This window comes from Pseudomonas sp. (assembly GCF_002796985.1).
Classification (GTDB): domain Bacteria; phylum Pseudomonadota; class Gammaproteobacteria; order Pseudomonadales; family Pseudomonadaceae; genus Pseudomonas.
On the sequence record NZ_PEKX01000022.1, the window covers coordinates 40,031 to 61,182 of the forward strand.

Below are 21,152 nucleotides of genomic sequence, written 5' to 3' on the forward strand. Positions count from 1 at the left end.
GGCACCGCTGCCGCTATCATCGCGGCCATTCCAAGGGGGACATCGCATGCTCAACGGCCTGTGGCTGGGCTTTTTCATCGTCGCGGCGGTCACCGCGCTTTCCCGCTGGCTGCTGGGTGGCGAGGCCACCGTGTTCGCCGCCATGGTGGAAAGCCTGTTCGCCATGGCCAAGCTGTCGGTCGAAGTCATGGTGCTGCTGTTCGGCACCCTGACCCTGTGGCTGGGCTTCCTGCGCATCGCCGAGAAGGCCGGCCTGGTGGAGAAGCTTGCCGTGCTGCTTGGCCCGCTGTTTCGCCGCCTGATGCCCGAAGTACCCGCCGGCCACCCGGCCATCGGCCTGATTACCCTGAACTTCGCCGCCAACGGCCTCGGCCTGGACAACGCCGCCACCCCCATCGGCCTCAAGGCCATGAAGGCGCTGCAGGAGCTCAACCCCAGCAGCACCACCGCGAGCAACGCGCAGATCCTCTTCCTGGTGCTCAACGCCTCGTCGCTGACCCTGCTGCCGGTGACCATCTTCATGTACCGCGCCCAGCAGGGCGCGGTGGACCCGACCCTGGTGTTCCTGCCAATCCTGCTGGCCACCAGCGCCTCCACGCTGGTGGGTTTGCTCAGCGTGGCAGTGATGCAGCGCCTGCGCCTGTGGGACCCGGTGGTGCTCGCGTACCTGATTCCGGGCGCGCTGGCGCTGGGCGCCTTCATGGCGCTGCTGGCGGGGCTGTCCGCCACCGCGCTGGCGCAGCTGTCCTCGTTGCTGGGCAACCTGACGCTGTTCGGCATCATCATGCTGTTCCTCATCGTCGGCTGGCTGAAGAAGGTGCCGGTGTACGAAACCTTCGTCGAAGGCGCGAAGGAAGGCTTCGACGTCGCCAAGAGCCTGCTGCCGTACCTGGTGGCGATGCTCTGCGCGGTCGGCGTGCTGCGCGCCTCGGGTGCCCTGGAGATGGCGCTGGACGGCATCCGCTGGGTGGTCGAAGGGGCAGGCTGGGACACCCGCTTCGTCGATGCGCTGCCCACCGCGCTGGTCAAGCCGTTCTCCGGCAGCGCGGCGCGGGCGATGCTGCTGGAAACCATGCAATCCCATGGCGTGGACAGCTTCCCCGCGCTGGTGGCGGCCACCGTGCAGGGCAGCACCGAGACCACCTTCTACGTGCTCGCCGTGTACTTCGGCGCCGTCGGTATCCAGCGCGCCCGCCATGCCGTGGGCTGTGCGCTGCTGGCCGACCTGTGCGGCGTGCTGGCGTCGATTGGCGTCTGCTACTGGTTCTTCGCCTGAAGGTTCTTGCCGTGGGCGGCCTTGTGCGCCGCCTGCGCCTGGAACAGCAGCCACTCGCGCTGGATCACGCTGTAGGGCACGAACACGCTCAGGCGTGACATGCCGGCCAGTTCCGGGCGGTTTGCCGGCGGCCGGAAACCCGCCTGGAAGCCGATGTTGATCCCCAGCACGCTGCCATCGCTGGCGATCAGCGGCCCGCCAGACATGCCCTTGGCGATGGCCGCATCGTGCACGCCATAGCGTTCGCCGCTGGCGGAGCCGTCATCGACGAAAGGGACTGGCCAGACCTTGCCGGTGGCGCTCATCGGGATCAGCAGTGAGCTGCTGCCCAGCGCCGTCACCGCCTCGCCCGCGCGGAACTGCCGCCATTGCGGCAGCGCGCCATCGGCCTTGTGGGCAATGAACAGCAGGTCACAGCCGGTACTGCAGCGGTAGGCCTGGTGGCGGAGGAATGGCGTGTGGGCGGCGGTCACGGCGTAGTCGGCATTCCATTGCACCGCCGAGGCGACGACCAGGCCGGGAATCGGCGGGCCGGAAAGTACCGTGAAGTAGCGTTTCGTCAGGCGGCCATCGGTTTCCGGTGAGACCCAGCCGTTGCAGCCGGCCAGGGAAACCAGCATCAAAATTCCCCACAGATTCTTCATGTGAAAGCTCTCCCTTTTTTGTGGGAAAAGCTAACTTCTAATCAGGGAAATTTCTTATATAAAAATAAGATTCTTACTTGCGATATTTCATCGGGAATTATCTTGAATGATGAAAGTTTCCTACAGTTAATTGTGTAGGAAAGTAAGTCGAGAAGGAGTCAAACAACTTCTCTATTAATTTTAATATATTTAGATAAGTGAGAAGTTGATCGCCAAATGCGACCTCCAGACGAACGGCATCGAAGCTTTCACCAAGCTTTCAATTTCAGTAAATATGGGCCTTTCAGGCATTTTCCGATTGTCGGGCCGAGTCTTTTACACATAGGGTTACAAATAAGTCACCCATCCAGGGGCTGCCTGCCGTGGATGGGGATCATCGATTTCCCTTCTGGGAAGTCCCCCGTGTATCAGCCCTGAGTGATGTTCTTATGGCCTCGAACAACTCCAAAGCCAAAGCCGTCTTCCGCGTGGTAAGTGGCAACTTCCTCGAGATGTATGACTTCATGGTGTATGGCTTCTACGCCACCGCCATTGCCAAGACCTTCTTTCCCGGCGACGACCCCTTCGCCTCCCTGATGCTGTCGCTGGCGACCTTCGGCGCCGGCTTCCTGATGCGCCCGCTGGGTGCCATCTTCCTCGGCGCCTACATCGACCGTCACGGTCGTCGCCAGGGCCTGATCATCACCCTCGGCCTGATGGCCATGGGCACGCTGCTGATCGCCTTCGTCCCCGGCTACGGCACGCTGGGTGTTGCAGCGCCCCTGCTGGTGCTGCTCGGCCGGCTGCTGCAAGGTTTCTCTGCTGGCGTGGAGCTGGGCGGCGTTTCGGTCTACCTCGCGGAAATCGCCACCCCCGGCAAGCGCGGCTTTTTCGTCAGTTGGCAGTCAGCGAGCCAACAGGTCGCGGTGGTCTTCGCCGGTCTCCTGGGCGTCATCCTCAACCACTGGCTCACTCCGCAGGACATGGGCGAGTGGGGCTGGCGTGTGCCCTTCTTTGTTGGCTGCCTGATCGTCCCGGCGCTGTTCATCATCCGCCGCTCGCTGGAGGAAACCGCCGAGTTCCAGCAGCGCAAGCATCGTCCGACCCTGGGCCAGGTGCTGCGCTCCATCGGCCAGAACCTCGGACTGGTACTGGCCGGTACCGCCCTGGTGGTGATGACCACCGTGTCCTTCTACCTGATCACCGCCTACACCCCGACCTTCGGCAAGAACGAACTGCACCTGTCGGACTTCGACAGCCTGCTGGTCACCATGTGTGTGGGCCTGTCCAACTTCATCTGGCTGCCGCTGATGGGCGCCGTGTCCGACCGCATCGGGCGCAAGCCGCTGCTGCTGGCGGCTACCGTGCTGGCGCTGGTCACTGCCTATCCGATGCTCTCCTGGCTGGTGGCCGAGCCAAGCTTCGCGCGCCTGCTGGAGGTGGAGCTGTGGCTGTCCTTCCTCTACGGCAGCTACAACGGCGCCATGGTCGTCGCGCTCACCGAGATCATGCCGGCGGATGTCCGCACCACCGGCTTCTCCCTGGCCTACAGCCTGGCGACCGCGACTTTCGGCGGCTTCACCCCGGCGGTTTGCACCTGGCTTATCCACACCCTGGACAACAAGGCCGCGCCGGGCATCTGGCTCAGCGGTGCGGCGGCGCTCGGTCTGCTCGCCACCCTGGTGCTGTTCCGCAAGGGCGCCCGTGCAGGCGCCGGAGCCCTGGCCGCCAGCGCCTGAGGCGGGCTGCGACGTTCTGCCCCAGCATGGTTCCGGGCGGCATTGACTTAAGTCAGGCTCGCCCGGCACCCGCGGGAGAAGGATAGGGTCATCCCAATCCCTCTTCGCCAGCGGAGAACGCGTCATGATCACCCACACCACAGCCGAGCTCGCAGCCCTCGGGGCTGTCGGCGCCGATCACTGGATAGAAACCCTTGATGACGGCAGCCATGTGCTGATCCGCCCGTTGCGCTCGGAAGATCGCGAGCGCGAACGCCTGTTCCTCGAGCGCCTGTCCCCCATGACCCGCAAGTTCCGCTTCCACGGTGAGGTGAAGATCGACGATAGCCTGCTCGATCGCCTGATGGATGTGGACTACCAGACCACCATGGCCTTCATTGCGCTGACCCATGTGGATGGTGAACTGCGCGAAGTGGGTATCAGCCGTTACGCGGCTGTGGATAACCAGCAGTGCGAATGCGCGGTGACCGTCGCCGACGAGTTCAAGCAGTTGGGCCTGGGCCTCGCGCTGATGCGCCATTTGATCGACGTGGCCAAACGCAACGGTTTCCACCAGATGTATTCGATCGACTCGTCCATGGACCGTGACATGCGTGACATGGCGCGCGACCTGGGCTTCCGCGCCCAGGTCGACCCAGACGATTCCTGCCAGGTGATCCGCCGCCTCGCGCTCTGAAGCCTGAAGACGCGCCGACGGGGTTTCAGCCCCGTCGGCGCCACAGCGCCAACCCCAGCAAGACAGCCAGCATCAAGGCGCCCAGCGCCGCCAGCGGATAGACCATGTCGTCATCCAGCAGCGGCTTCTCGATGCGCAGATACCCCTCGTCCTTGAACAATTGCTTCGCGACATCATTGGCGTGGGCCAGGCTGACCTTCGCCAGACGCTTGTCCTCGTCCGGGAATTTGCCGTCGTCGAAGTCCGCCAGCGCACCCCAGTAATAGTCCGCCAGCGTCGAATTGCCCGGTGTGCTCCAGGCCAGCTGTGCACGCGCCACACGCTGGATACGGGCGAATCGTTGTGCGTCCAGGCCGTCGTGACGGATCTTGTCCACCAGGCCCTGCAGTGCCTTCCGGGCTGTCTCCTGGTCTTCCCGCTCGACATCGGCGTTAAGGCTGATGAATCCCTGGTTGGCCCACGCCGTACGCTCGCTCCAGGGGCCGTAGGAAAGCTCGCGGTGAACGCGCAGTTCCGAATACAGCGCGTCGTTCAGGTACGCCTGCAACAGGTCCAGCGTGGCGCCGTCAGCGCCTTCCGGCTCGAGGAAAATCCAGTGCAGTACCGCGCTTTCGCCGAACAGGCCGGTGGTCAGGCTGCGTTGGCGCTCTGCGGAGCTCTTCATCTTAGGCAGGTCGCGGCGTTCCGGTGTGTCGTGGTCGACCAGGCCGCCATAGGTGCGGCTCAGGTACACCGGCAGGCGCGGATCGAGGTCACCGACGATGATCAGGGTCATGTTGCTGGGGACGTACCAGTCCTTGCGCAGTTGCTCCAGCTGGGCCTGGGTGAGGTTATCCACAGGTGCGCGCTCAGGGCAGGACAGCCCCAGTTCCACCGCCAACTGTTCCTGCCCGGCGCGGCTGACGTTCTGGTGGTCCAGCCAGCGCTGCAGGTGCGAGTAGTGGCCGCCGTCCTCGCGCACCAGCACCTGCTTGGCGGAGTCGATCTTGCCGGCGTCGAGCTGGGTACGGGTGATGATCTCCAGCAGCAGGTCCAGCACCTGGCGCTGGGTCGCGGCGGGAGATTCGACCACGAAGGCGGTATCACCCTCGCTGGTGTAGGCGTTCCACTGGCCGCCCAGCGCCTGCATGCGCGCTTCCAGGTCGGCCTCGTCGCCGCCATCCAGGCCGCTGAAGAACAGGTGTTCCATCAGGTGCGGGAGCTGCCGGTCACGGCAGCTGAAGTCGCTGAAGCCGACGCCGACGATCAGCCGGATCGACACATGGCCCTTCTCGCGAGTGGGCTTGAACAGCACCCCCATACCGTTCTCCAGCTGATAGGCCTCGACCGTCTGGCGCTGGTCCGCATGGGACCAGGCGCTGAGCAGCAGGGACAACAGGGGGACGAACAACCAACGCATGAGCGGTGTGCCTGAACGCAAAGCCGTGAGGATAACGGATTGGCCGGCGCGAACCCACCGTGTTCAACCTTTGTCGGGTGGCATCTTCGGTCATGGGCACTGGCTTGCAAGGTCACTGTGGCTGCCTGACCACGCCACTACGCTCAGATCATCTAACCTGAGTGATGGACCCGTCGTCGTTCCGCGCGGAGCGATCTGGAGGCTGCATGCGTGTCCTGATTACCGGCGCCGCGGGAATTCTCGGGCAAAGCCTGCTCAATGAGCTTGCCGTCCAGCACCTGGACTGGACGCTCATTGCCGCCGATATCCAGCGGATCAAGTCCCAGGGGCTGCGACCGAACATCGAACCAGTGGCGCTGGACCTGAGCGTGGCGGCGAACACTCGGGCTTGCGTGGAGCACTGGCGGCCCGATGCGATCGTACACCTGGCCGCGGTGGTCAACCCGCCGCGCGAGATGACCGCGCACAAACGCCATTCGATCGAGGTCGGCGGCACCCGTGCATTGATCGAGGCGGCGCGGGACACCGGCGTCCAGCAACTGATCGTCACCAGTTCCGGTGCCGCTTATGGCTTCCACCGCGACAACGCCGAGTGGATCGACGAATCGCATCCGCTGCGCGGCCACCCCCATCTGCTGCATGCCCGCTGCAAGCAGGAGATCGAGCAATTGCTGGCCACTGCTCGGGAACGTTATCCACAGCTCAAGCAACTGATCCTGCGCCCTGGGACCATCCTCGGCCGGCGTGTGCATAACCCCTTGGCCGAACTCTTTGCCCGCCCCACGCTGGTGGGGGTATTGGGGCACCGCAGCCGCTTCGTGTTCATCTGGGACCAGGACGTGGTGAACGTGATCCGTCAGGGGCTGGAACGTGGCAGCGAGGGTATCTACAACCTCGCCGGGGACGGCGCGTTGTCCTTGCGCGAGATCGCCGGCCTTCTCGACAAACCCTATAGAACCATGCCGGCGAGCCTGATGCGCGTGGGCCTGGGCCTGCTCAAGCCACTGGGATTGTCGCGTTTCGGCCCCGAACAGGTGGATTACCTGCGCTACCGACCGGTGCTGGACAACCGGCGGCTCAAGGAGGAGTTCGGCTATCAGCCGCGCTATTCCAGCCGCGAGGCGTTCATGGCCTATCTGGCCGCGCGAGGGCCGCACGGCTGACGCCCTCCACTGTGGAAAGGCTGTAGATAAGTCTGTTGAAAAGCCTGCGGGCCGGCTCTGCATCCGGCCCCGGAGACGCCTTGGCTAATCGCCCGCCTGCCGCCGCCGCTGGCGATACTCGCCTGGCGTCAGTCCCGTCCAGTGGCGGAAGGCGCGGAAGAACACGCTGGGCTCGGAATAGCCGAGCAGGGCGGCGATGTCCGTGGCCGGCAGGTTGCCTTCGCCGAGATAGCGCTCAGCCAGTTGTCGGCGGGTATCGGCCAGCAACTGTTGATAACTACTGCCTTCCTCCGCCAGTCGGCGCTGCAGCGTGCGTTCGCTCAGGCCCAGTTCGCTGGCCACGGCGGCGCGGCCGGGTTCGCCGCGAGTCAGCTGCTCGCTGAGCAGCGTGACCACCCGGCCACTGATACTGGCGCTGGGCAGCCGCGCCAGCAGGCCTTCGGCGTGCTGGCGCAGCAGATCGCGCAGCGACGGGTTGGCCTGCGGCAGAGGCGCATCGATGAGTGCCCGAGGCAAGCCGAGGGCGTAATCCTCGGCCCCGAACTGCAGCGGGCAACCAAAGGCTTTCTCGTACTCCGCGAGACTTTCCGGTGGGCTGTGCATGAAGCGACAACCGGCCAGTTGCAAGCCGCCGAGCAGAGCCCGGAGCTGGCGCGACCAGAACGCCAGCAGCGTCAGGGCGCGTGCGCGGGTGGCGAGTGGTTCGGGGCTCAGCGGGCGATAGGTAACCCAGATGATCTCGGTTTGGGCCTCGATGGCCACCTGGCCGCCTTCGCCCACCAGGCGCTGGTAGCGCATCCCGGATTCGAGGGCGTCGCCCATCGTGGTGCTCGATTGCAGCAGGTAGCCCAGTGCGCTGAAGGAGGCCGGCGAGAGCGCGCGGCCCATGGCCAGGCCGGGCTCGTCATGCTTCAGATCGGTCTGAATCACCCGCCACATCAACTCCTGCTGCGCGAAATCGATTCGCCCATCGGGGTCGCTGAGCTGGGATTCCTGGATGCCACTGGCGGCGAGCAGTGCATCACGGTTCAGGCCGAGACGCACAGCCGCGAGAAGGATGGCCTGGGTCAGGCTGGCGCTGACCGAGGGAGGACGTTGGGATTGAGTGCATGCTTCCATGGCGGCGGATTCTGCCCGAACCCTGGGCGTGGTGACATCAGGACTTTATAGAGGGCGGCGAATGTTCCGACGAAGCGTTCGCCAAACCCCCAGGCCATCAACCCGTCGCGCTGGAGCCGGGGGGAGCCGGCCGCTGATGTTCCTGCACGGCCTCGACTTCGCGTTCGACGAAGCCCTCGTCCTCCACAGGTTCATCGATTGCCGAACTGCTGGCATCGGGGTTGTCGAGAACAGCATAGGCGATGGCGCAGAACAGTGAATTCAGGCGTTTCATGTCACTGATCAGGTCCAGGTGCAGCGAGCTGGTCTCGATGCTCTGCACCACCTGCTGGCGCAGGCGGTCGACGTGGGAATGGGCGAAGCGCCGCTCCTGCAGGCGGAAGCGCTGCTTGGCGCGGCGCAGGCGCTTGGCGCCTTCCTGGTCGCCATTGAGAAACACCGACAGGGACAGGCGCAGGTTGGCCACCAACTGGCCGTGCAGCACGGTGATCTCCTCCAGCCCGTTGTCGGAGAAGGAGTGGCTGCGCGAAGTCTTCTTGTCCTGCACGGCGCCAAGCATGTGTTCGATGATGTCGCCGGCCTGCTCAAGGTTGATCGCCAGCTCGATGACCTCCGCCCAGCGGCGGCTATCGGCCTCGCTCAGGTCTTCGCGGGGCATGCGCGCCAGGTACAGCTTGATCGCGGTGTAGAGCGCGTCGACGTCGTCGTCCTGCTTGCGGATCTCCTTGCTCAGCAGTGGATCGCCGCTGTGGATAACCTGCATCAGGTTGTTCAGCATCTGCTCGACGATATCGCCCATTCGCAGGGTCTCGCGCACCGCGTTGACCAGCGCCAGGCTCGGCGTGTCCAGCGCTGCCGGGTCGAGGTGGCGCGGGCGCACCGTGTCTTCGGGCGAATGGCGGTCCGGCATGACGCGTGTGCAGAAGGCAGCCATCTGCCCGGTCAGCGGCAGGCAGGCGAGGCAGCGGGTGGCGTTGTAGAGCACATGGAAGGCAATCACCAGTTCGGCGGCGCTGAACTGCCAGTGGTCGATCCAGTCGGCCAGCGGACCCACCAAAGGCAGCACCAGGGCGCAGCCGGCGACCTTGAACAGCAGGCTGCCCAACGCTACGCGACGGCCGGCGGCGTTCTGCGAGGAGGCGCTGATCATCGCCAGGATACCGCTACCCAGGTTGGCGCCGACCACCAGGCAGAGCGCCACCTTCAGCGAAATCACCTTGGACGCCGCCAGCGTCGCGGTGAGCAGCACGGCGGCGAGGCTGGAGTAGGAAATCATCGCGAACAGCGCGCCGGTGAGGGCATCCAGCATCACGTCGCCGGTGAGGCTGGAGAACAACACCTTCACGCCCTTGGCCTGGGTCATCGGCTCGGCGGCGGCGACGATCAGTTGCAGCGCGAGGATGATCAGCCCCAGGCCGATGAACACCCTGCCCAATTGGCCGAGGCGGGTCTGCTTGCGGCCAAGGAAGAAGATCACCCCGAAGAAGATCAGCAGCGGCGACAGCCACGACAGGTCGAGGGTCAGCACCCGCGCCATCAGCGCCGTGCCGACGTCCGCGCCGAGCATGATCGCCAGCGCGGGCGCCAGGGCCATCAGCCCGGTGGCGACGAAGGAGGTGGCCAGCAGCGCCGTGGCGTTGCTGCTCTGCACCAGCGCGGTGACGCCGATGCCGGCGGCGAAGGCCAACGGGCGCTTCTGCACGCTGCGGCTGAGGATTTTTCGCAGGTTGCTGCCGTAGACCCTGAGGATGCCGGTGCGGACGATGTGTGTGCCCCACACCAACAGGGCGACGGCAGAGAGCAGATCGAGCAGTTTGAGCATGTCGGGCCCCCTTGCACGCAAATGGGCCCGTGGGCGGAGCGTCCGTCGACGAACCCTGTAACGACCTCGCCCGCGGCTCCGTACAGACAGCGCGGAGGGCCGAGAAGGACACGGCAACGCTCAGGCGATTGTCACAAGACTGTCATGGTAGACCCTCGTTTTTCCCTGAGGGTTCGCCAAATCTCTGATTTGCCGGGAATCCTGTCTGTCAGTAAAGCCGATCAACCGCGGATGCGACGGGCTTTGCGTCGGTTATTTCGCACGGAATGGCAGGCGGATATGTTTAGACTGCCTAACCATTTGCTGAAAGAACCGTTCACCGACATAAATGCACAACAGGCCGAGGAGCAGCAGGCCGAGGAGTAGTCCCATGCGTTGGTCGTTCCCCTTCCTGGTTGCGCTGGTCGTGGCCGGTTGCGGCGACAAGTCCGCCTTGCCGTTCGCCGCCGGCACGGGGCCGAAACCGCAACTGCCGGAGCCGCAGAGCAGCCTGCTGCCCACCGTCAACATCGCCACCGCCACCGGTTGGCCCGTCGGGCAAATGCCTCGTGCAGCCGAGGGGCTGGAGGTGCAGCGCTTCGCCGACCAGCTCGAACACCCGCGCTGGCTCTATGTGCTGCCCAACGGCGATGTGCTGGTGGCGGAAAGTTCCGCACCACCCGGGGATGAATCCGGCGGCTTGAAGGATTGGGTCGCCGGCAAGGTCATGGCCAAGGCCGGCGCCCAGGTACCCAGCGCCAACCGCATCACTCTGCTGCGCGATGCTGACGGCGACGGTGTGCCGGAGCAACGCAGCGTGTTGCTGCAAGGGCTGTTCTCGCCTTTCGGCATGGCCCTTGTGGATAACTGGCTGTACGTCGCCAACACCGACGCGGTGGTGCGTTTCCCGTACAGGGCTGGCGATACCACGATCAGCGCCAGGGCCGAGAAGGTCGTGGACCTGCCGGGCGGGCCGATCAACCACCACTGGACCAAGAACATCCTCGCCAGCCCCGATGGCCGCTACCTCTACGCCACCGTCGGCTCCAACAGCAACGTCGGCGAGAATGGCCTGGATGCCGAGCAGAACCGTGCGGCGATCCTGCAGATCGACCTGTCCAGCCGCAACGTCCGCGTATTCGCCTCCGGCCTGCGCAACCCTAACGGTCTGGGCTGGGAGCCGAACAGCGGCGCCCTGTGGACAGCCGTGAACGAGCGTGACGAACTGGGCAACGACCTGGTGCCCGACTACATGACCTCGGTGAAGGACGGCGGTTTCTACGGCTGGCCCTGGAGCTACTTCGGCCAGCATGTGGATAAACGCGTGGAGCCGCCGCGCCCGGAGATGGTCGCGAAGGCCCTGGTGCCCGACTACGCCCTCGGTGCGCATACCGCCTCCCTCGGCCTTGCCTTCTATCAGGGCAGCCTGCTGCCGGAGCGCTATCGTGGCGGGGTGTTCATCGGCCAGCACGGTTCGTGGAACCGCAAGCCGCGCAGTGGTTACCAGGTGGTGTTCATCCCCTTCGGCGGTGGCAAACCCAATGGCCAGCCGGTGACGGTGCTGGATGGCTTCATCAACGACAACGATGAAGCCATGGGGCGTCCGGTTGGCGTCGCTGTGGATAAGTTCGGTGGCCTGCTGGTGGCCGACGATGTGGGTAACACCGTGTGGCGGCTGCGCCCGGCTACCCTGAAGTGATTCGATAAGGAGACAGCATGGTCATCGCTCGACGCATTGCCCTGATAACCCTACTGCTGGCGCTGGGCGCCTGCAGCAGCCTGTTCGGCACGCGCGACCCGCTGAACATCGATCTGGTCGGCCTGGAGCCGGCGACCGGGCAGGGCATGGAGGCGCGCTTCACGGTGAAGCTGCGGGTGCAGAACCCCAATGACCAGGCCATCGACTACAACGGCATCGCCCTGGACCTGTCGGTCAATGGCCAGCCGCTGGCCAGCGGGGTGAGTGACGCCAGTGGGCAGGTGCCGCGCTTTGGCGAAAAAGTGATCAGCGTGCCGGTGAGCATCTCGGCGTTCTCCGCCTTCCGCCAGGCCTGGGGCCTGTCCGGTGGGCCGCCGCGCCAGGGCATGCCTTACGAGATCAACGGCAAGCTGGCTGGCGGGCTGTTCGGCACCGTGCGCTTCAACGACAAGGGCGTGCTGAACTGGCCGGAGCCGGTCGCACGCCCTTGAGGTGGTGCAGGGATGTTGTGGATAAACCGGGCTGTGGATAGCCCGGTTTTTTATTGCCTGGCTGTTATCCACTGCCGGTCGATAGGGCCTGTGAACTACTGCCCCGGAATATCCTTGCGCAGTTTCACCGGGTCTTCCTTCTTGCCGCGCGCGGTGCGCATGCGGATGTTCAGCGCTTCGACCGCCAGCGAGAAAGCCATGGCGAAGTAGACGTAGCCCTTGGGCACATGGACTTCGAAAGCCTCGGCGATCAGCACGGTGCCGACCACGATCAGGAACGACAGCGCGAGCATCTTCAGCGACGGGTGCTTGTCGATGAAGTCGCTGATGGCGCCAGCGCAGAGCATCATCACCAGCACCGCGACGACAATGGCCGCGACCATCACCGGCACGTTGGAGACCATGCCCACGGCGGTGATCACCGAGTCCAGCGAGAACACGATGTCGATGATGGCGATCTGGATGATGGTGCCGATGAAGCCGCCCATCACGCTCTTCGGCTCGCCCTCGGTTTCATCCTCGCCTTCCAGCCCGTGGAAGATCTCGCTGCTGCTTTTCCACAGGAGGAACAGGCCGCCGAAGAACAGGATCAGGTCGCGCCCGGAGATGCCCTGGCCGAACACCTGGAACAGGTCGGCGGTGAGGCGCATGACCCAGGTGATCGAGAGCAGCAGCAGGATGCGCGTGACCATCGCCAGCGCCAGCCCGAAGAAGCGCGTGCGCGGCTGCATGTGCTTGGGCATGCGGCCGACCAGGATGGAAATCATGATGATGTTGTCGATGCCCAGGACGATCTCCAGGGCAGTCAGGGTGAAGAACGCAATCCAGATTTCAGGGCTGGTGAGCCATTCCATTTAATCGGTACTCGAAGTCAGTCGTTAAGCTGTTCATTTATTGAACAGGGGGAACAGGCCCAGCAGCAGGGCTGCGGCGAGGATCGCCAGGCACACCAGCACGGCCCACTTGAGGGTGAAGCGCTGGTGGTCGCCGAAGTCCACCTTGGCCAGGCCCACCAGCAGGTAGGTGGAAGGCACCAGCGGGCTGAGCAGGTGGACCGGCTGGCCGACGATGGAGGCACGGGCCATTTCCACCGGGGTGATGCCGTACTGCGCGGCGGCCTGGGAGAGTACCGGGAGCACGCCGTAGTAGAAAGCGTCATTCGACATGAAGAAGGTGAACGGCATGCTCACCAGTGCCGTGATGGTCGCCAGGTACGGCCCCAGCGCCGGCGGAATGACCGCCAGCAGGCTCTTGGACATGGCTTCGACCATGCCCGTTCCGGAAAGAATCCCGGTGAAGACCCCGGCGGCGAAGATCAGCGAGACCACCGCCAGGACGTTCTCGGCGTGGGCGCCGATGCGCTTCTTCTGCTCGAGAATGCAGGGATAGTTCACGATCATCGCGATACCGAAGGCGATCATGAAGAGAACCGGCATCGGTAGCAGGCCGCCGATCAGCGTGCCCATCAGGATCACCGTGAGCACGGCGTTGAACCACAGCAGCTTCGGCCGGCGCGCCTCCGGGTACTGCGAGACGCTGACCTCGGCCATGGCCGCGTGATCGGTGGGCAGGTGCAGTTCGCCCAGGCGGGCGCGCTCGCGTTTGCCGTAGACCCAGGCCAGGGCGAAGATCGCCGCGATACCGGCGAGCATGGCCGGGATCATCGGCACGAAGATGTCCGCCGGGTCCACGTGCAGCGCGCTGGCCGCGCGGGCGGTAGGGCCGCCCCAGGGGGTCATGTTCAGCACGCCGCTGGAGAGCATGATCAGGCAGGCCATCAGCAGCGGGCTCATGCCCAGGCGGCTGTAGAGCGGCAGCACGGCGGCCACGCAGATCATGTAGGTGGTCGAGCCGTCGCCATCCAGCGAGACGATCATCGCCAGCGCGGCGGTGCCCATCGACACCTTCAGCGGGTCGCCCTTCACCAGCTTGAGGATGCGCCGCACCGCCGGGTCGAACAGCCCGGAGTCGATCATGATGGCGAAGTAGAGGATGGCGAACATCAGCATCACGCCGGTCGGCGCCAGGGTGCGGATGCCGTCCAGCATCATCGGCCCCAGGCCCTTGGCGAAGCCGCCGAGCAGGGCGAAGGTGATCGGCACCAGGATCAGCGCAATCAGCGCCGACAGCCGCTTGGTCATGATCAGGAACATGAAGGTCGCCACCATGGCGAAGGCGAGGAAAGTCAGCATGGGGATAACTCCGGGTCTACGCGGGGGATTCAGCAGCGGCTGTGGATAAGCACGTGCGGTGCGGACGGAGTCGGGGCGGGTCGAGACAGGAAACGGGGCATGGGCGATCACCGATTGTTGTTTTTGTACGCTGCGCGAGCGCAGGTCCGGCCGGGACGACCGAGGCGGCGATGCTAGGGGGTCAAGCTTTCAGCAGGCTTTCGCAGGGGATGACCGCTGATCAGGACGGCTTTTGCAGGAGCGAGCTTGCTCGCGAACCCATGCAGACCTTGTGGGTAAGTTGCAGGCCCGCGCCCTGGGCTAGCCTGCAAGGCGGCTCCGACTTCTCGTCATGCGTAGGAGCGGACTTTGTCCGCGATTGGTCCGCAACGCGCTGGAAGCCATCGCGGACGGAGTCCGCTCCTACGCGCGGTCTATCTTCATACGGATGCCTGGATGAGCCCCATCACCAGCAGCAGGCTGGCGCCCGCCAGCAGCGTTTGCAGGGTGATGATCCCGGCCATCAGCCCGCTTTCGCCACCCAGCTGGCGGGTCAGCACATAGGCGGTTGGGGCTGTGGGTAAAGCGAAGAACAGCACCAGCAGCGCGCTTTCCAGCGTCGGCAGGGCCAGCAGGCGGGCGATGGCGAAGGCCAGCAGCGGCATGGCCAGCAGGCGGATCGCGCAGTTCCAGCCCAGCGCCGAGGCCTCCGCGCGCAACTCCTGCGGCTGTAGCGCAGCGCCCACGCAGAGCAGGCCCAGCGGCAGGCTGGCCACCGCCAGCAGGTTGAACAGCCGGTCCGTGCCGCCGGGCAGGCCGATGCCCGACAGATTGAGCAACGCACCCGCCACACAGGCGAGGATCAGCGGGTTCCTCACGATGGGCAGCAGCAGCAAACGCAGGCTGATGCCGCGCTCGGCGGTCAGCGCCCATACCGACATCACGTTCACCGTCGGCACCATCAGCGCCAGCATCAGCGCCGCCAGGGTCAGCCCCGGCTTGCCGTACAGGCTGCCGACCGCGGCGAGCCCCAGGTAGGTGTTGAAGCGCAGCACGCCCTGGGCAATGGCGCCGAAGCGTGCGGCATTCCAGCCACGCAGACGCTTGACGATCAGCAGGACGGTCCAGGCGATGCCGAGGCCTAGCAACACCGCCAGCGCCTGACGGGCGAGGCCGGGGTCGTTCAGCGGTGCGCTGGCCAGGCTGCTGGCCAGCAGCGCAGGGAACAGGATGAAGTAGTTGAGCCGCTCCGCCGCGGGCCAGAAGGCCTCGCCGGGAAAGCCTTTGCGGCGCAGCACGAAGCCGCCGACGATCAATGCGAACAACGGCCAGAGGGCCTGGAACAGAGCGGTCACGGCAACCCCGCGAGGGTGGTGGGAGCGGGCATCTTGCCGAGGGCGTGCGGGGAAGGGCAAGGCGTGTGGATAAGTTTTTACCCTGCCCGGAGCGGTTTTCCACAGCCGCCAGCGCTGTGGAAAACCTTGCCCACAGACTCAGCGGCGGAAGCCGCCTCCGCCAAAATGCCCGCCGCCAAAGTGGCTACCACCGAATCCGCCGCCGCCCCACTGCCGCTGGGTCTGATTGAAGCGTTGCTGGCCGACCTGGCGCGACTGGTACTGCTGGTCCAGTTGGCTACGCACGTTGGCCTGGTTCTGCTGCACCGGTTGCCAGCCGTTGTTGGTGTGTTGCTGCCAGCCGCCATCCTGGGTGTGTTGATAGACGTTGCCGTCGTGGCCGGCGTAGACGTCGCCATTCTTCCAGGCCACGGCGTTGCCGGTGCGCCGGTTGTAGCTGACGCCCTGGTTCTGCTTGTCGTAGCTGCCGCGTCCGTCGTCCACGTCACCGGAGACCCCGCGCTCGGCGATGGTGGTGCGACCGGTCTGGGCGTTGTGCTTGATGCCCTGCTGGCCGGCCTTGAAGTCGCCGCTGTCGGCGTCGTAGGCCACGCCGCTGCGACCCGCACCGGAGATACCGGTGGACGCATTGGAGAAGGAACCCCGACGGCCCGCGGCACCCTGATCGGTGTACGGATTGAACGCCGCCCCCTGGGCACCCTGGAAGTGCGTGCCGGTGCGCGGGTTGTAGCCGACCGCCGAGCTGCCCTGCCACTGGGTGCCGGTCCAGCCGTTGTAGCCGTAGGCGTGGGTGACCGTGCCCTGGCCCCAGCGGCCATAGAAGTTGGCCTGGTTGACGTTGGTGTAGCTCCAGCCGCCGTGCGGGTAGGAACCCCAGTACGGGCCCCAGTAAGGCTCTGGCGCGCCCCAGTAAGCGCCGGCGGCATAGCCGAAGGCGAAGCCGGTCAGCGCGCCCACGGCGAAGCCGGCGCCGTAGCCGTAGGTGGGCGGATAGCCGTAGTACACGGTGCTGCTGACGTAGGCCGGATAGGTGTAGCCGGTGCCATAGACCACCGTGCCGTCGCCGTTCACCACCACGCCCAGGTAACCGGGGGTGTAGCCCGCCACCACGGTCTGCGGGGTGACCGAGTAGATATGCACGTAGGTCACGTAATACACCGGCGAGCTGGGCGGGATGCCGTAGATCGCCGCCGGCACTTCGGTTGCCACCTGCCAGGGGCCGGTGGGGCTGGGGGCGACGAACCAGACACCGTTGGTGACGGCGAAGTACTGGTTGGAAGCGACCTCGATGACCGGCGTCGGGGTGTTCACCGCATAGCGCAGCTCGGTGCCGCTGATGGGCTGGAAGCTGGGCGCGCCGTCGTAGCTGACCTTCATGGTCGCCTTGCTGCGCGAGACGGAGGCGGTCTGCGGAATGCTCGCGGCAATGGCGGCTTCCTTGGCCTGCGGGGTGCCGGGCACCGAGACCAGGACGTTGGCCTTCGGGTCCTTGGGCGAAATCTTCGCGAAGTCGGCGGGCAGGTCCTTGCCCTCGACGAACTGCCACGGGCCCTTCTCGCCGGGGCCGCTGAACCAGCGGCCGGACAGCAGCACGTACCAGGTGTTGTGGGTCGGATCGACGAACACCGCATGGTCGGCGTTGTGCATCGTCAGCAGGCTGACGCCGTCCACCGGCTGCATCTGCGCGGTGCCGTCGCTGACGATCAGTTCGGTGGGCCGAGTCGCCACCAGGATGGCCGGTGCCTTGCCTGGCGCCTTGCCGTCCTTGGGCAGCAACGCATCCACCGGGCCGGTCTTTTCCGCCACCTGTTGCGCGCTGACCAGGGCCTTGGGCGGCTGGCTCAGCACCAGCCAGGCGCCGTCCAGCGCCTGCGCGGTGTACCAGTTGCCGGCGGCGTTGAGGTATTGGTTGCCCTGGGCGTCACGCAGGATCAGCGCGCGGCTGTTGAGCACGCGCTGAAAGTCGCTGCTGGGCAGAGCCTGCCAGTTCGGCTGGCCGTCGATCATCACCAGCACGGTCGGGGTATTGGCGAAGACGATCTGCGGCGCGTCGTTCTTCACTTCCACGTGGCGCAGCTTGTCCAACTGCTGGTTCACCGCGTAGCTGGCCTGCAGTTCATCGAGGGAGACGGTCAGGCCGTCCTTGGGCAGGCGCGCCACCAGCGCATCGCGCAATTGACCGGCACTGTCGGGGGCGGTGGGCACTTCCACCTTGTCGATGCGCAGGTCGGTGAGTTGCACCAGAGCGCTGGCCTTGTCGATGGCGGCGGCGGCGGAGAACTGTGCCACCCCGTAGGTCGGTGCGCCGTTGGCGGGGCCGACGGCGATGGCCGCGCGGCCGCTCATGCGGGTGCCGTCCCAACCCTCGATCTGCGGCTGGAAGATCTGTACGTGCTGCTCGCCGACGGCGAAGTCCCGTGGCCATTTCAATTCGGTGACGGCCGGCGCCTGGAGGTCGGCAGCGACGGTCAGAGCAGGGTGCAGCGACAGCCCGATGGCAAGCGCCAGGGCGGAGAGAACGGGACGTAAAGCCATGCTGGGAACCTTCGTTAAAGAGAGCTGCGTTCAACCTTAGTGCAGCGCGAAACAACTCGCGCGTGTCTGAGTTCTCCCTTGCGCCATGCTGGTGCAGTTTCGCCGGCAAGGCAGCTTTTTCTTATGGCGCAACGACATATTTAATAATTTTCCGAGCCTCCCGCTTCGGCGACCATCCGTCTGTCAGACATGTCGCGAGACAAAGCCTTCAGATGCTACGGCCACAGAGCCTAATGCCGCCCATGTCCCGGTTTTACCGGCCTTCTGGCCACTGCCGCAGTAAATCAACAAAAAAGCCAAACGGCTGTGGGAGTGCTTCATGATCAAGTCCTTGCTCGTGCGTTCCATCGCGTGTTCCGCCCTGGCTGCCGCCGTCGTTTCTGGCGCGCAGGCCGGTACCCTGACCATCGGCCATACCACCTGGGTGGGTTATGGCACGCTCTATCTCGCCCGTGACCTGGGCTACTTCAAGGAGCAGGGCCTCGACCTGCAGCTGACCACCATCGAGGAAGCCTCGATGTACATGGCGGCCCAGGCTTCCGGCCAGCTCTCCGGCTCCGCCTCCACCATCGACGAAATCCTCAAGTACCGGCCCAAGTTCTGCTTCAAGGCCGTGGCCGCGCTGGACGACAGCCATGGTGGCGACGGCGTGCTGGTGAGCAAGGACGTCACCTCGCTGGCCCAGCTCAAGGGTCAGGAAGTGGCGGTGAACGAAGGCTCCGTCTCGCAGTTCTGGCTGGCCTACCTGCTCAAGCACGCCGGCATGAGCATGAGCGACATCAAGGTGCAGAACATGACCGCCGATGACGCGGCCAGCGCCTTCATCGCCGGCCGCGTGCCCGCCGCCGTGACCTGGGAGCCGCATCTCTCGCTGGTACGCGAAAAGCAGCAGGGCAAGGTGCTGGTGGACAGCTCCACCACCCCCGGCGTGATCGTCGACGTGGTCGCCCTCAACTGCGACGTCATCGAGAAGCAGCCCGAGGACGTGAAAGCCCTGGTGAAAGGCCTCTACAAGGCCGTGCAGTACACCCAGGACCACCCGCAGGAGGCCTACGCGATCATGGCCAAGGGCGTCGGCGGCTACCTCTCCGATCCCAAGGCCCTGGCCGACGCCGCCAAGGGCGTGCGCTTCTACGACAAGGCGGTGAGCGAGCAACTCATTGGCGCCCCCGGTAAGCCCGGCGACATCAAGGGCTTGATCCGCCTCGCCAACGAAACCTGGAGCGGCCTGCAGGGCAAGCGCCTGGACGTCAGCTACGACGACCTGGTCGACCCGCGCTTCGTCTCCGAGTAACCGTCTCACTCTTTGTCCCCGCGGGCGGCCTGGCGCCGCTCGCCTGGAGGAATTCGCGATGCCTCGTCGTTCGCAATCCTGGCTCAGCCGTTGCCTGACGCCCAAGGTCGACCTGCCGTTGAAGCTGGTCTGGTCTGCCGGCACGCTGTGCTGGCTGCTCGTGTTCGGCCTGTGGGCCGGGCTCTCCTACGGCGGTGTGGTGCCGGCGATGTTCCTGCCCACCCCTGACGCGGTGCTCGCGGCCGGCGTTCGCCTGGCCAATGACGGCACCCTCGCCACCCATGTGATGGCCAGCGTCAAGGTGGTGATGATCGGCTTCATCGTCTCCTCGCTGGTGTCAGTGCCGTTGGGGCTGCTGATGGGCAGCTTCCGCATCGTCCAGGCGTTCCTCGAACCGCTGGTGAACTTCATCCGCTACCTGCCGGTGACCTCCTTCGTGCCGCTGTTCATCCTGTGGATCGGCATCGGCCTGGAGCAGCGCGTCACCGTGATCATCTTCGGCGTGTTCTTCCAGCAACTGGTGATGATCGCCGACGTCTCCCGCGGCGTCGCCAAGGACCTGGTGAACGCGTCCTACACCCTGGGCTGCAACCGCCGCGACGTGGTCCTCCACGTGCTCGGCCCGGCCTCGCTGCCCGGCGTGCTCGATACCCTGCGCGTGACCATGGGCTGGGCCTGGACCTACCTGGTAGTCGCCGAACTGGTCGCCGCCTCCAGCGGCCTGGGCTACATCAGCCTCAAGGCGATGCGCGGCTTCCAGGTCGACGTGATCTTCCTGGCCATCGCCATCATCGGCCTGCTGGGCCTGATCACCGACCAACTCTTCCGATTCATCCGACTGAAGGTGGCGTCATGGGCGCAGTAGCGATCAAGCAGGAAGAACAAGCCGTGACCGGTCAGCAACCTGCCAAGCCGGCCCGCCTGCGGGTGGAGAACGTCAGCCTGCGTTACCGCACGCCCGACGGCGGCACTTTCAGCGCGCTGGAGAATGTCTCCTTCGAAGTCCCGGACCAGCAGTTCGCGGTGATCGTCGGGCCGTCCGGCTGCGGCAAGTCGAGCCTGCTCTACCTCACCGCCGGCCTGGCCGAGCCCACCGACGGTGACATATACGTCGGCGGCCAGCTGGTCGACGGCCCCGGCGCCGACCGCGGCATGGTGTTCCAGAGCTACACCCTGTTCCCCTGGCTCAGCGTGCGCCAGAACGTCGAGTTCGGCCTCAAGCGCCGCGGCATGCCGGCGGCCGAGCGCCGCGAGATCGTCGACTACTACCTCGACGAAGTCGGCCTGCGCCGCTTCGAGAACAACTACCCCAAGCAGCTCTCCGGCGGAATGATGCAGCGCGTGGCGATCGCCCGCGCGCTGGCGAACGACCCGCAGATCCTGCTGATGGACGAGCCCTTCGGCGCGCTCGACAGCCAGACCCGCATGCAGATGCAGCAACTGCTGCTGCGTGTGTGGGACCACAGCAAGAAGACCGTGGTGTTCGTCACCCACGACATCGACGAGGCCATCCTGCTGGGCGACCGCGTCTACGTCATGGGCGCTCGCCCCGGCCGCATCAAGCGCATCCTCGACGTGCCGATCGAGCGCCCGCGTTCGCTGGACATGGTCATGGACCGCCAGTTCATCGAGATGAAGCGCGAGATCCTCGGGCTGCTCCACGACGACCTGGAAGAAGCTCATTGAGACTCGGCGCCGCCCACCCTCACCTCAGCCCTCTCCGTGAGGAGGGGCCCCCTACGGAGCCCGGCTATTGCTGTAGTTAGCCGGCGAGCGCGGTGCTTTTCGTAGGAGCGAGCTTGCTCGCGAAC

The 21,152-nt window shown here is 65.3% G+C and carries 17 protein-coding genes; 9 read left to right on the plus strand and 8 right to left on the minus strand.

The genetic code is table 11. The features are described from left to right. Positions 1-46: 46 nt before the first annotated feature. Positions 47-1,276, plus strand: a complete 1,230-nt coding sequence (locus CTR55_RS25375) for a spore maturation protein (protein ID WP_296290450.1) — start codon at positions 47-49, stop codon at positions 1,274-1,276. Here CTR55_RS25375 and CTR55_RS25380 read toward each other — a convergent pair. Further along, positions 1,258-1,920 carry a S1C family serine protease gene (locus tag CTR55_RS25380; RefSeq protein WP_296290451.1) on the minus strand — a complete coding sequence of 221 codons (663 nt, stop codon included), beginning with the start codon at positions 1,918-1,920 and terminating at the stop codon, positions 1,258-1,260. The genes CTR55_RS25375 and CTR55_RS25380 overlap by 19 nt on opposite strands. Positions 1,921-2,348: 428 nt before the next feature. Between CTR55_RS25380 and CTR55_RS25385 the strand changes: the two genes are divergently transcribed. Continuing rightward, positions 2,349-3,638 carry an MFS transporter gene (locus CTR55_RS25385; protein ID WP_296290452.1) on the plus strand — a complete coding sequence of 430 codons (1,290 nt, stop codon included), beginning with the start codon at positions 2,349-2,351 and terminating at the stop codon, positions 3,636-3,638. Between the two features lie 124 nt (positions 3,639-3,762). Continuing rightward, entirely contained in the window at positions 3,763-4,314 is a 552-nt protein-coding gene (locus tag CTR55_RS25390; RefSeq protein ID WP_296290453.1) for a GNAT family N-acetyltransferase, read from the plus strand. A gap of 25 nt (positions 4,315-4,339) precedes the next feature. Here the strand turns inward: CTR55_RS25390 and CTR55_RS25395 are convergent, their stop codons facing one another. Beyond that, on the minus strand, positions 4,340-5,713 hold the full coding sequence (locus CTR55_RS25395) for a pitrilysin family protein (protein WP_296290454.1): 1,374 nt from the start codon (positions 5,711-5,713) through the stop codon (positions 4,340-4,342). A 206-nt stretch (positions 5,714-5,919) separates the two neighbouring features. Between CTR55_RS25395 and CTR55_RS25400 the strand changes: the two genes are divergently transcribed. Further along, on the plus strand, positions 5,920-6,876 hold the full coding sequence (locus tag CTR55_RS25400; protein ID WP_296290455.1) for an NAD-dependent epimerase/dehydratase family protein: 957 nt from the start codon (positions 5,920-5,922) through the stop codon (positions 6,874-6,876). Between the two features lie 84 nt (positions 6,877-6,960). Here CTR55_RS25400 and CTR55_RS25405 read toward each other — a convergent pair whose 3' ends face one another. Further along, entirely contained in the window at positions 6,961-7,995 is a 1,035-nt protein-coding gene (locus CTR55_RS25405) for an AraC family transcriptional regulator (protein ID WP_296290456.1), read from the minus strand. A gap of 97 nt (positions 7,996-8,092) precedes the next feature. Then, the gene (locus tag CTR55_RS25410; RefSeq protein WP_296290457.1) at positions 8,093-9,817 is read right to left on the minus strand and encodes a Na/Pi cotransporter family protein; all 1,725 of its coding nucleotides are present in this window, start codon (positions 9,815-9,817) and stop codon (positions 8,093-8,095) included. Between the two features lie 370 nt (positions 9,818-10,187). Between CTR55_RS25410 and CTR55_RS25415 the strand changes: the two genes are divergently transcribed. Beyond that, complete coding sequence (locus tag CTR55_RS25415) at positions 10,188-11,495, plus strand: sorbosone dehydrogenase family protein (protein ID WP_296290458.1); 1,308 nt, start codon at positions 10,188-10,190, stop codon at positions 11,493-11,495. A 17-nt stretch (positions 11,496-11,512) separates the two neighbouring features. After that, positions 11,513-11,986 carry an LEA type 2 family protein gene (locus CTR55_RS25420; RefSeq protein ID WP_296290459.1) on the plus strand — a complete coding sequence of 158 codons (474 nt, stop codon included), beginning with the start codon at positions 11,513-11,515 and terminating at the stop codon, positions 11,984-11,986. Positions 11,987-12,081: 95 nt separating this feature from the next. Here the strand turns inward: CTR55_RS25420 and CTR55_RS25425 are convergent, their stop codons facing one another. From CTR55_RS25425 to CTR55_RS25440, 4 genes are all read right to left on the minus strand, one after another. Next, a complete protein-coding gene (locus tag CTR55_RS25425) occupies positions 12,082-12,840 on the minus strand; it encodes a TerC family protein (RefSeq protein ID WP_296290460.1) in 759 nt (252 codons plus the stop codon). Between the two features lie 33 nt (positions 12,841-12,873). Beyond that, complete coding sequence (locus CTR55_RS25430; RefSeq protein ID WP_296290461.1) at positions 12,874-14,178, minus strand: CitMHS family transporter; 1,305 nt, start codon at positions 14,176-14,178, stop codon at positions 12,874-12,876. 419 nt (positions 14,179-14,597) lie between these two features. Further along, complete coding sequence (locus CTR55_RS25435; protein WP_296290462.1) at positions 14,598-15,572, minus strand: AEC family transporter; 975 nt, start codon at positions 15,570-15,572, stop codon at positions 14,598-14,600. A 78-nt stretch (positions 15,573-15,650) separates the two neighbouring features. Beyond that, complete coding sequence (locus CTR55_RS25440) at positions 15,651-18,047, minus strand: carbohydrate-binding family V/XII (RefSeq protein ID WP_296290463.1); 2,397 nt, start codon at positions 18,045-18,047, stop codon at positions 15,651-15,653. A gap of 319 nt (positions 18,048-18,366) precedes the next feature. On the opposite strand from CTR55_RS25440, the gene CTR55_RS25445 reads away from it, so the two are divergent. The 3 genes from CTR55_RS25445 to CTR55_RS25455 are packed head-to-tail and all read left to right on the plus strand — an operon-like array spanning position 18,367 to position 21,027. Next, a complete protein-coding gene (locus CTR55_RS25445; RefSeq protein ID WP_296290464.1) occupies positions 18,367-19,341 on the plus strand; it encodes an ABC transporter substrate-binding protein in 975 nt (324 codons plus the stop codon). A 58-nt stretch (positions 19,342-19,399) separates the two neighbouring features. Next, the gene (locus CTR55_RS25450) at positions 19,400-20,206 is read left to right on the plus strand and encodes an ABC transporter permease (protein WP_296290465.1); all 807 of its coding nucleotides are present in this window, start codon (positions 19,400-19,402) and stop codon (positions 20,204-20,206) included. Then, positions 20,194-21,027, plus strand: a complete 834-nt coding sequence (locus CTR55_RS25455; protein ID WP_296290466.1) for an ABC transporter ATP-binding protein — start codon at positions 20,194-20,196, stop codon at positions 21,025-21,027. Before CTR55_RS25450 ends, CTR55_RS25455 begins: the two co-directional genes overlap by 13 nt. Positions 21,028-21,152 lie beyond the last annotated feature (125 nt).

Coding starts and splice junctions, on each gene's coding strand:
- CTR55_RS25375 (WP_296290450.1), top strand. CDS start 47: ATGCTCAACGGCCTGTGGCTGGGCTTTTTCATCGTCGCGGCGGTCACC.
- CTR55_RS25380 (WP_296290451.1), bottom strand. CDS start 1,920: ATGAAGAATCTGTGGGGAATTTTGATGCTGGTTTCCCTGGCCGGCTGC.
- CTR55_RS25385 (WP_296290452.1), top strand. CDS start 2,349: ATGGCCTCGAACAACTCCAAAGCCAAAGCCGTCTTCCGCGTGGTAAGT.
- CTR55_RS25390 (WP_296290453.1), top strand. CDS start 3,763: ATGATCACCCACACCACAGCCGAGCTCGCAGCCCTCGGGGCTGTCGGC.
- CTR55_RS25395 (WP_296290454.1), bottom strand. CDS start 5,713: ATGCGTTGGTTGTTCGTCCCCCTGTTGTCCCTGCTGCTCAGCGCCTGG.
- CTR55_RS25400 (WP_296290455.1), top strand. CDS start 5,920: ATGCGTGTCCTGATTACCGGCGCCGCGGGAATTCTCGGGCAAAGCCTG.
- CTR55_RS25405 (WP_296290456.1), bottom strand. CDS start 7,995: ATGGAAGCATGCACTCAATCCCAACGTCCTCCCTCGGTCAGCGCCAGC.
- CTR55_RS25410 (WP_296290457.1), bottom strand. CDS start 9,817: ATGCTCAAACTGCTCGATCTGCTCTCTGCCGTCGCCCTGTTGGTGTGG.
- CTR55_RS25415 (WP_296290458.1), top strand. CDS start 10,188: ATGCGTTGGTCGTTCCCCTTCCTGGTTGCGCTGGTCGTGGCCGGTTGC.
- CTR55_RS25420 (WP_296290459.1), top strand. CDS start 11,513: ATGGTCATCGCTCGACGCATTGCCCTGATAACCCTACTGCTGGCGCTG.
- CTR55_RS25425 (WP_296290460.1), bottom strand. CDS start 12,840: ATGGAATGGCTCACCAGCCCTGAAATCTGGATTGCGTTCTTCACCCTG.
- CTR55_RS25430 (WP_296290461.1), bottom strand. CDS start 14,178: ATGCTGACTTTCCTCGCCTTCGCCATGGTGGCGACCTTCATGTTCCTG.
- CTR55_RS25440 (WP_296290463.1), bottom strand. CDS start 18,047: ATGGCTTTACGTCCCGTTCTCTCCGCCCTGGCGCTTGCCATCGGGCTG.
- CTR55_RS25445 (WP_296290464.1), top strand. CDS start 18,367: ATGATCAAGTCCTTGCTCGTGCGTTCCATCGCGTGTTCCGCCCTGGCT.
- CTR55_RS25450 (WP_296290465.1), top strand. CDS start 19,400: ATGCCTCGTCGTTCGCAATCCTGGCTCAGCCGTTGCCTGACGCCCAAG.
- CTR55_RS25455 (WP_296290466.1), top strand. CDS start 20,194: ATGGGCGCAGTAGCGATCAAGCAGGAAGAACAAGCCGTGACCGGTCAG.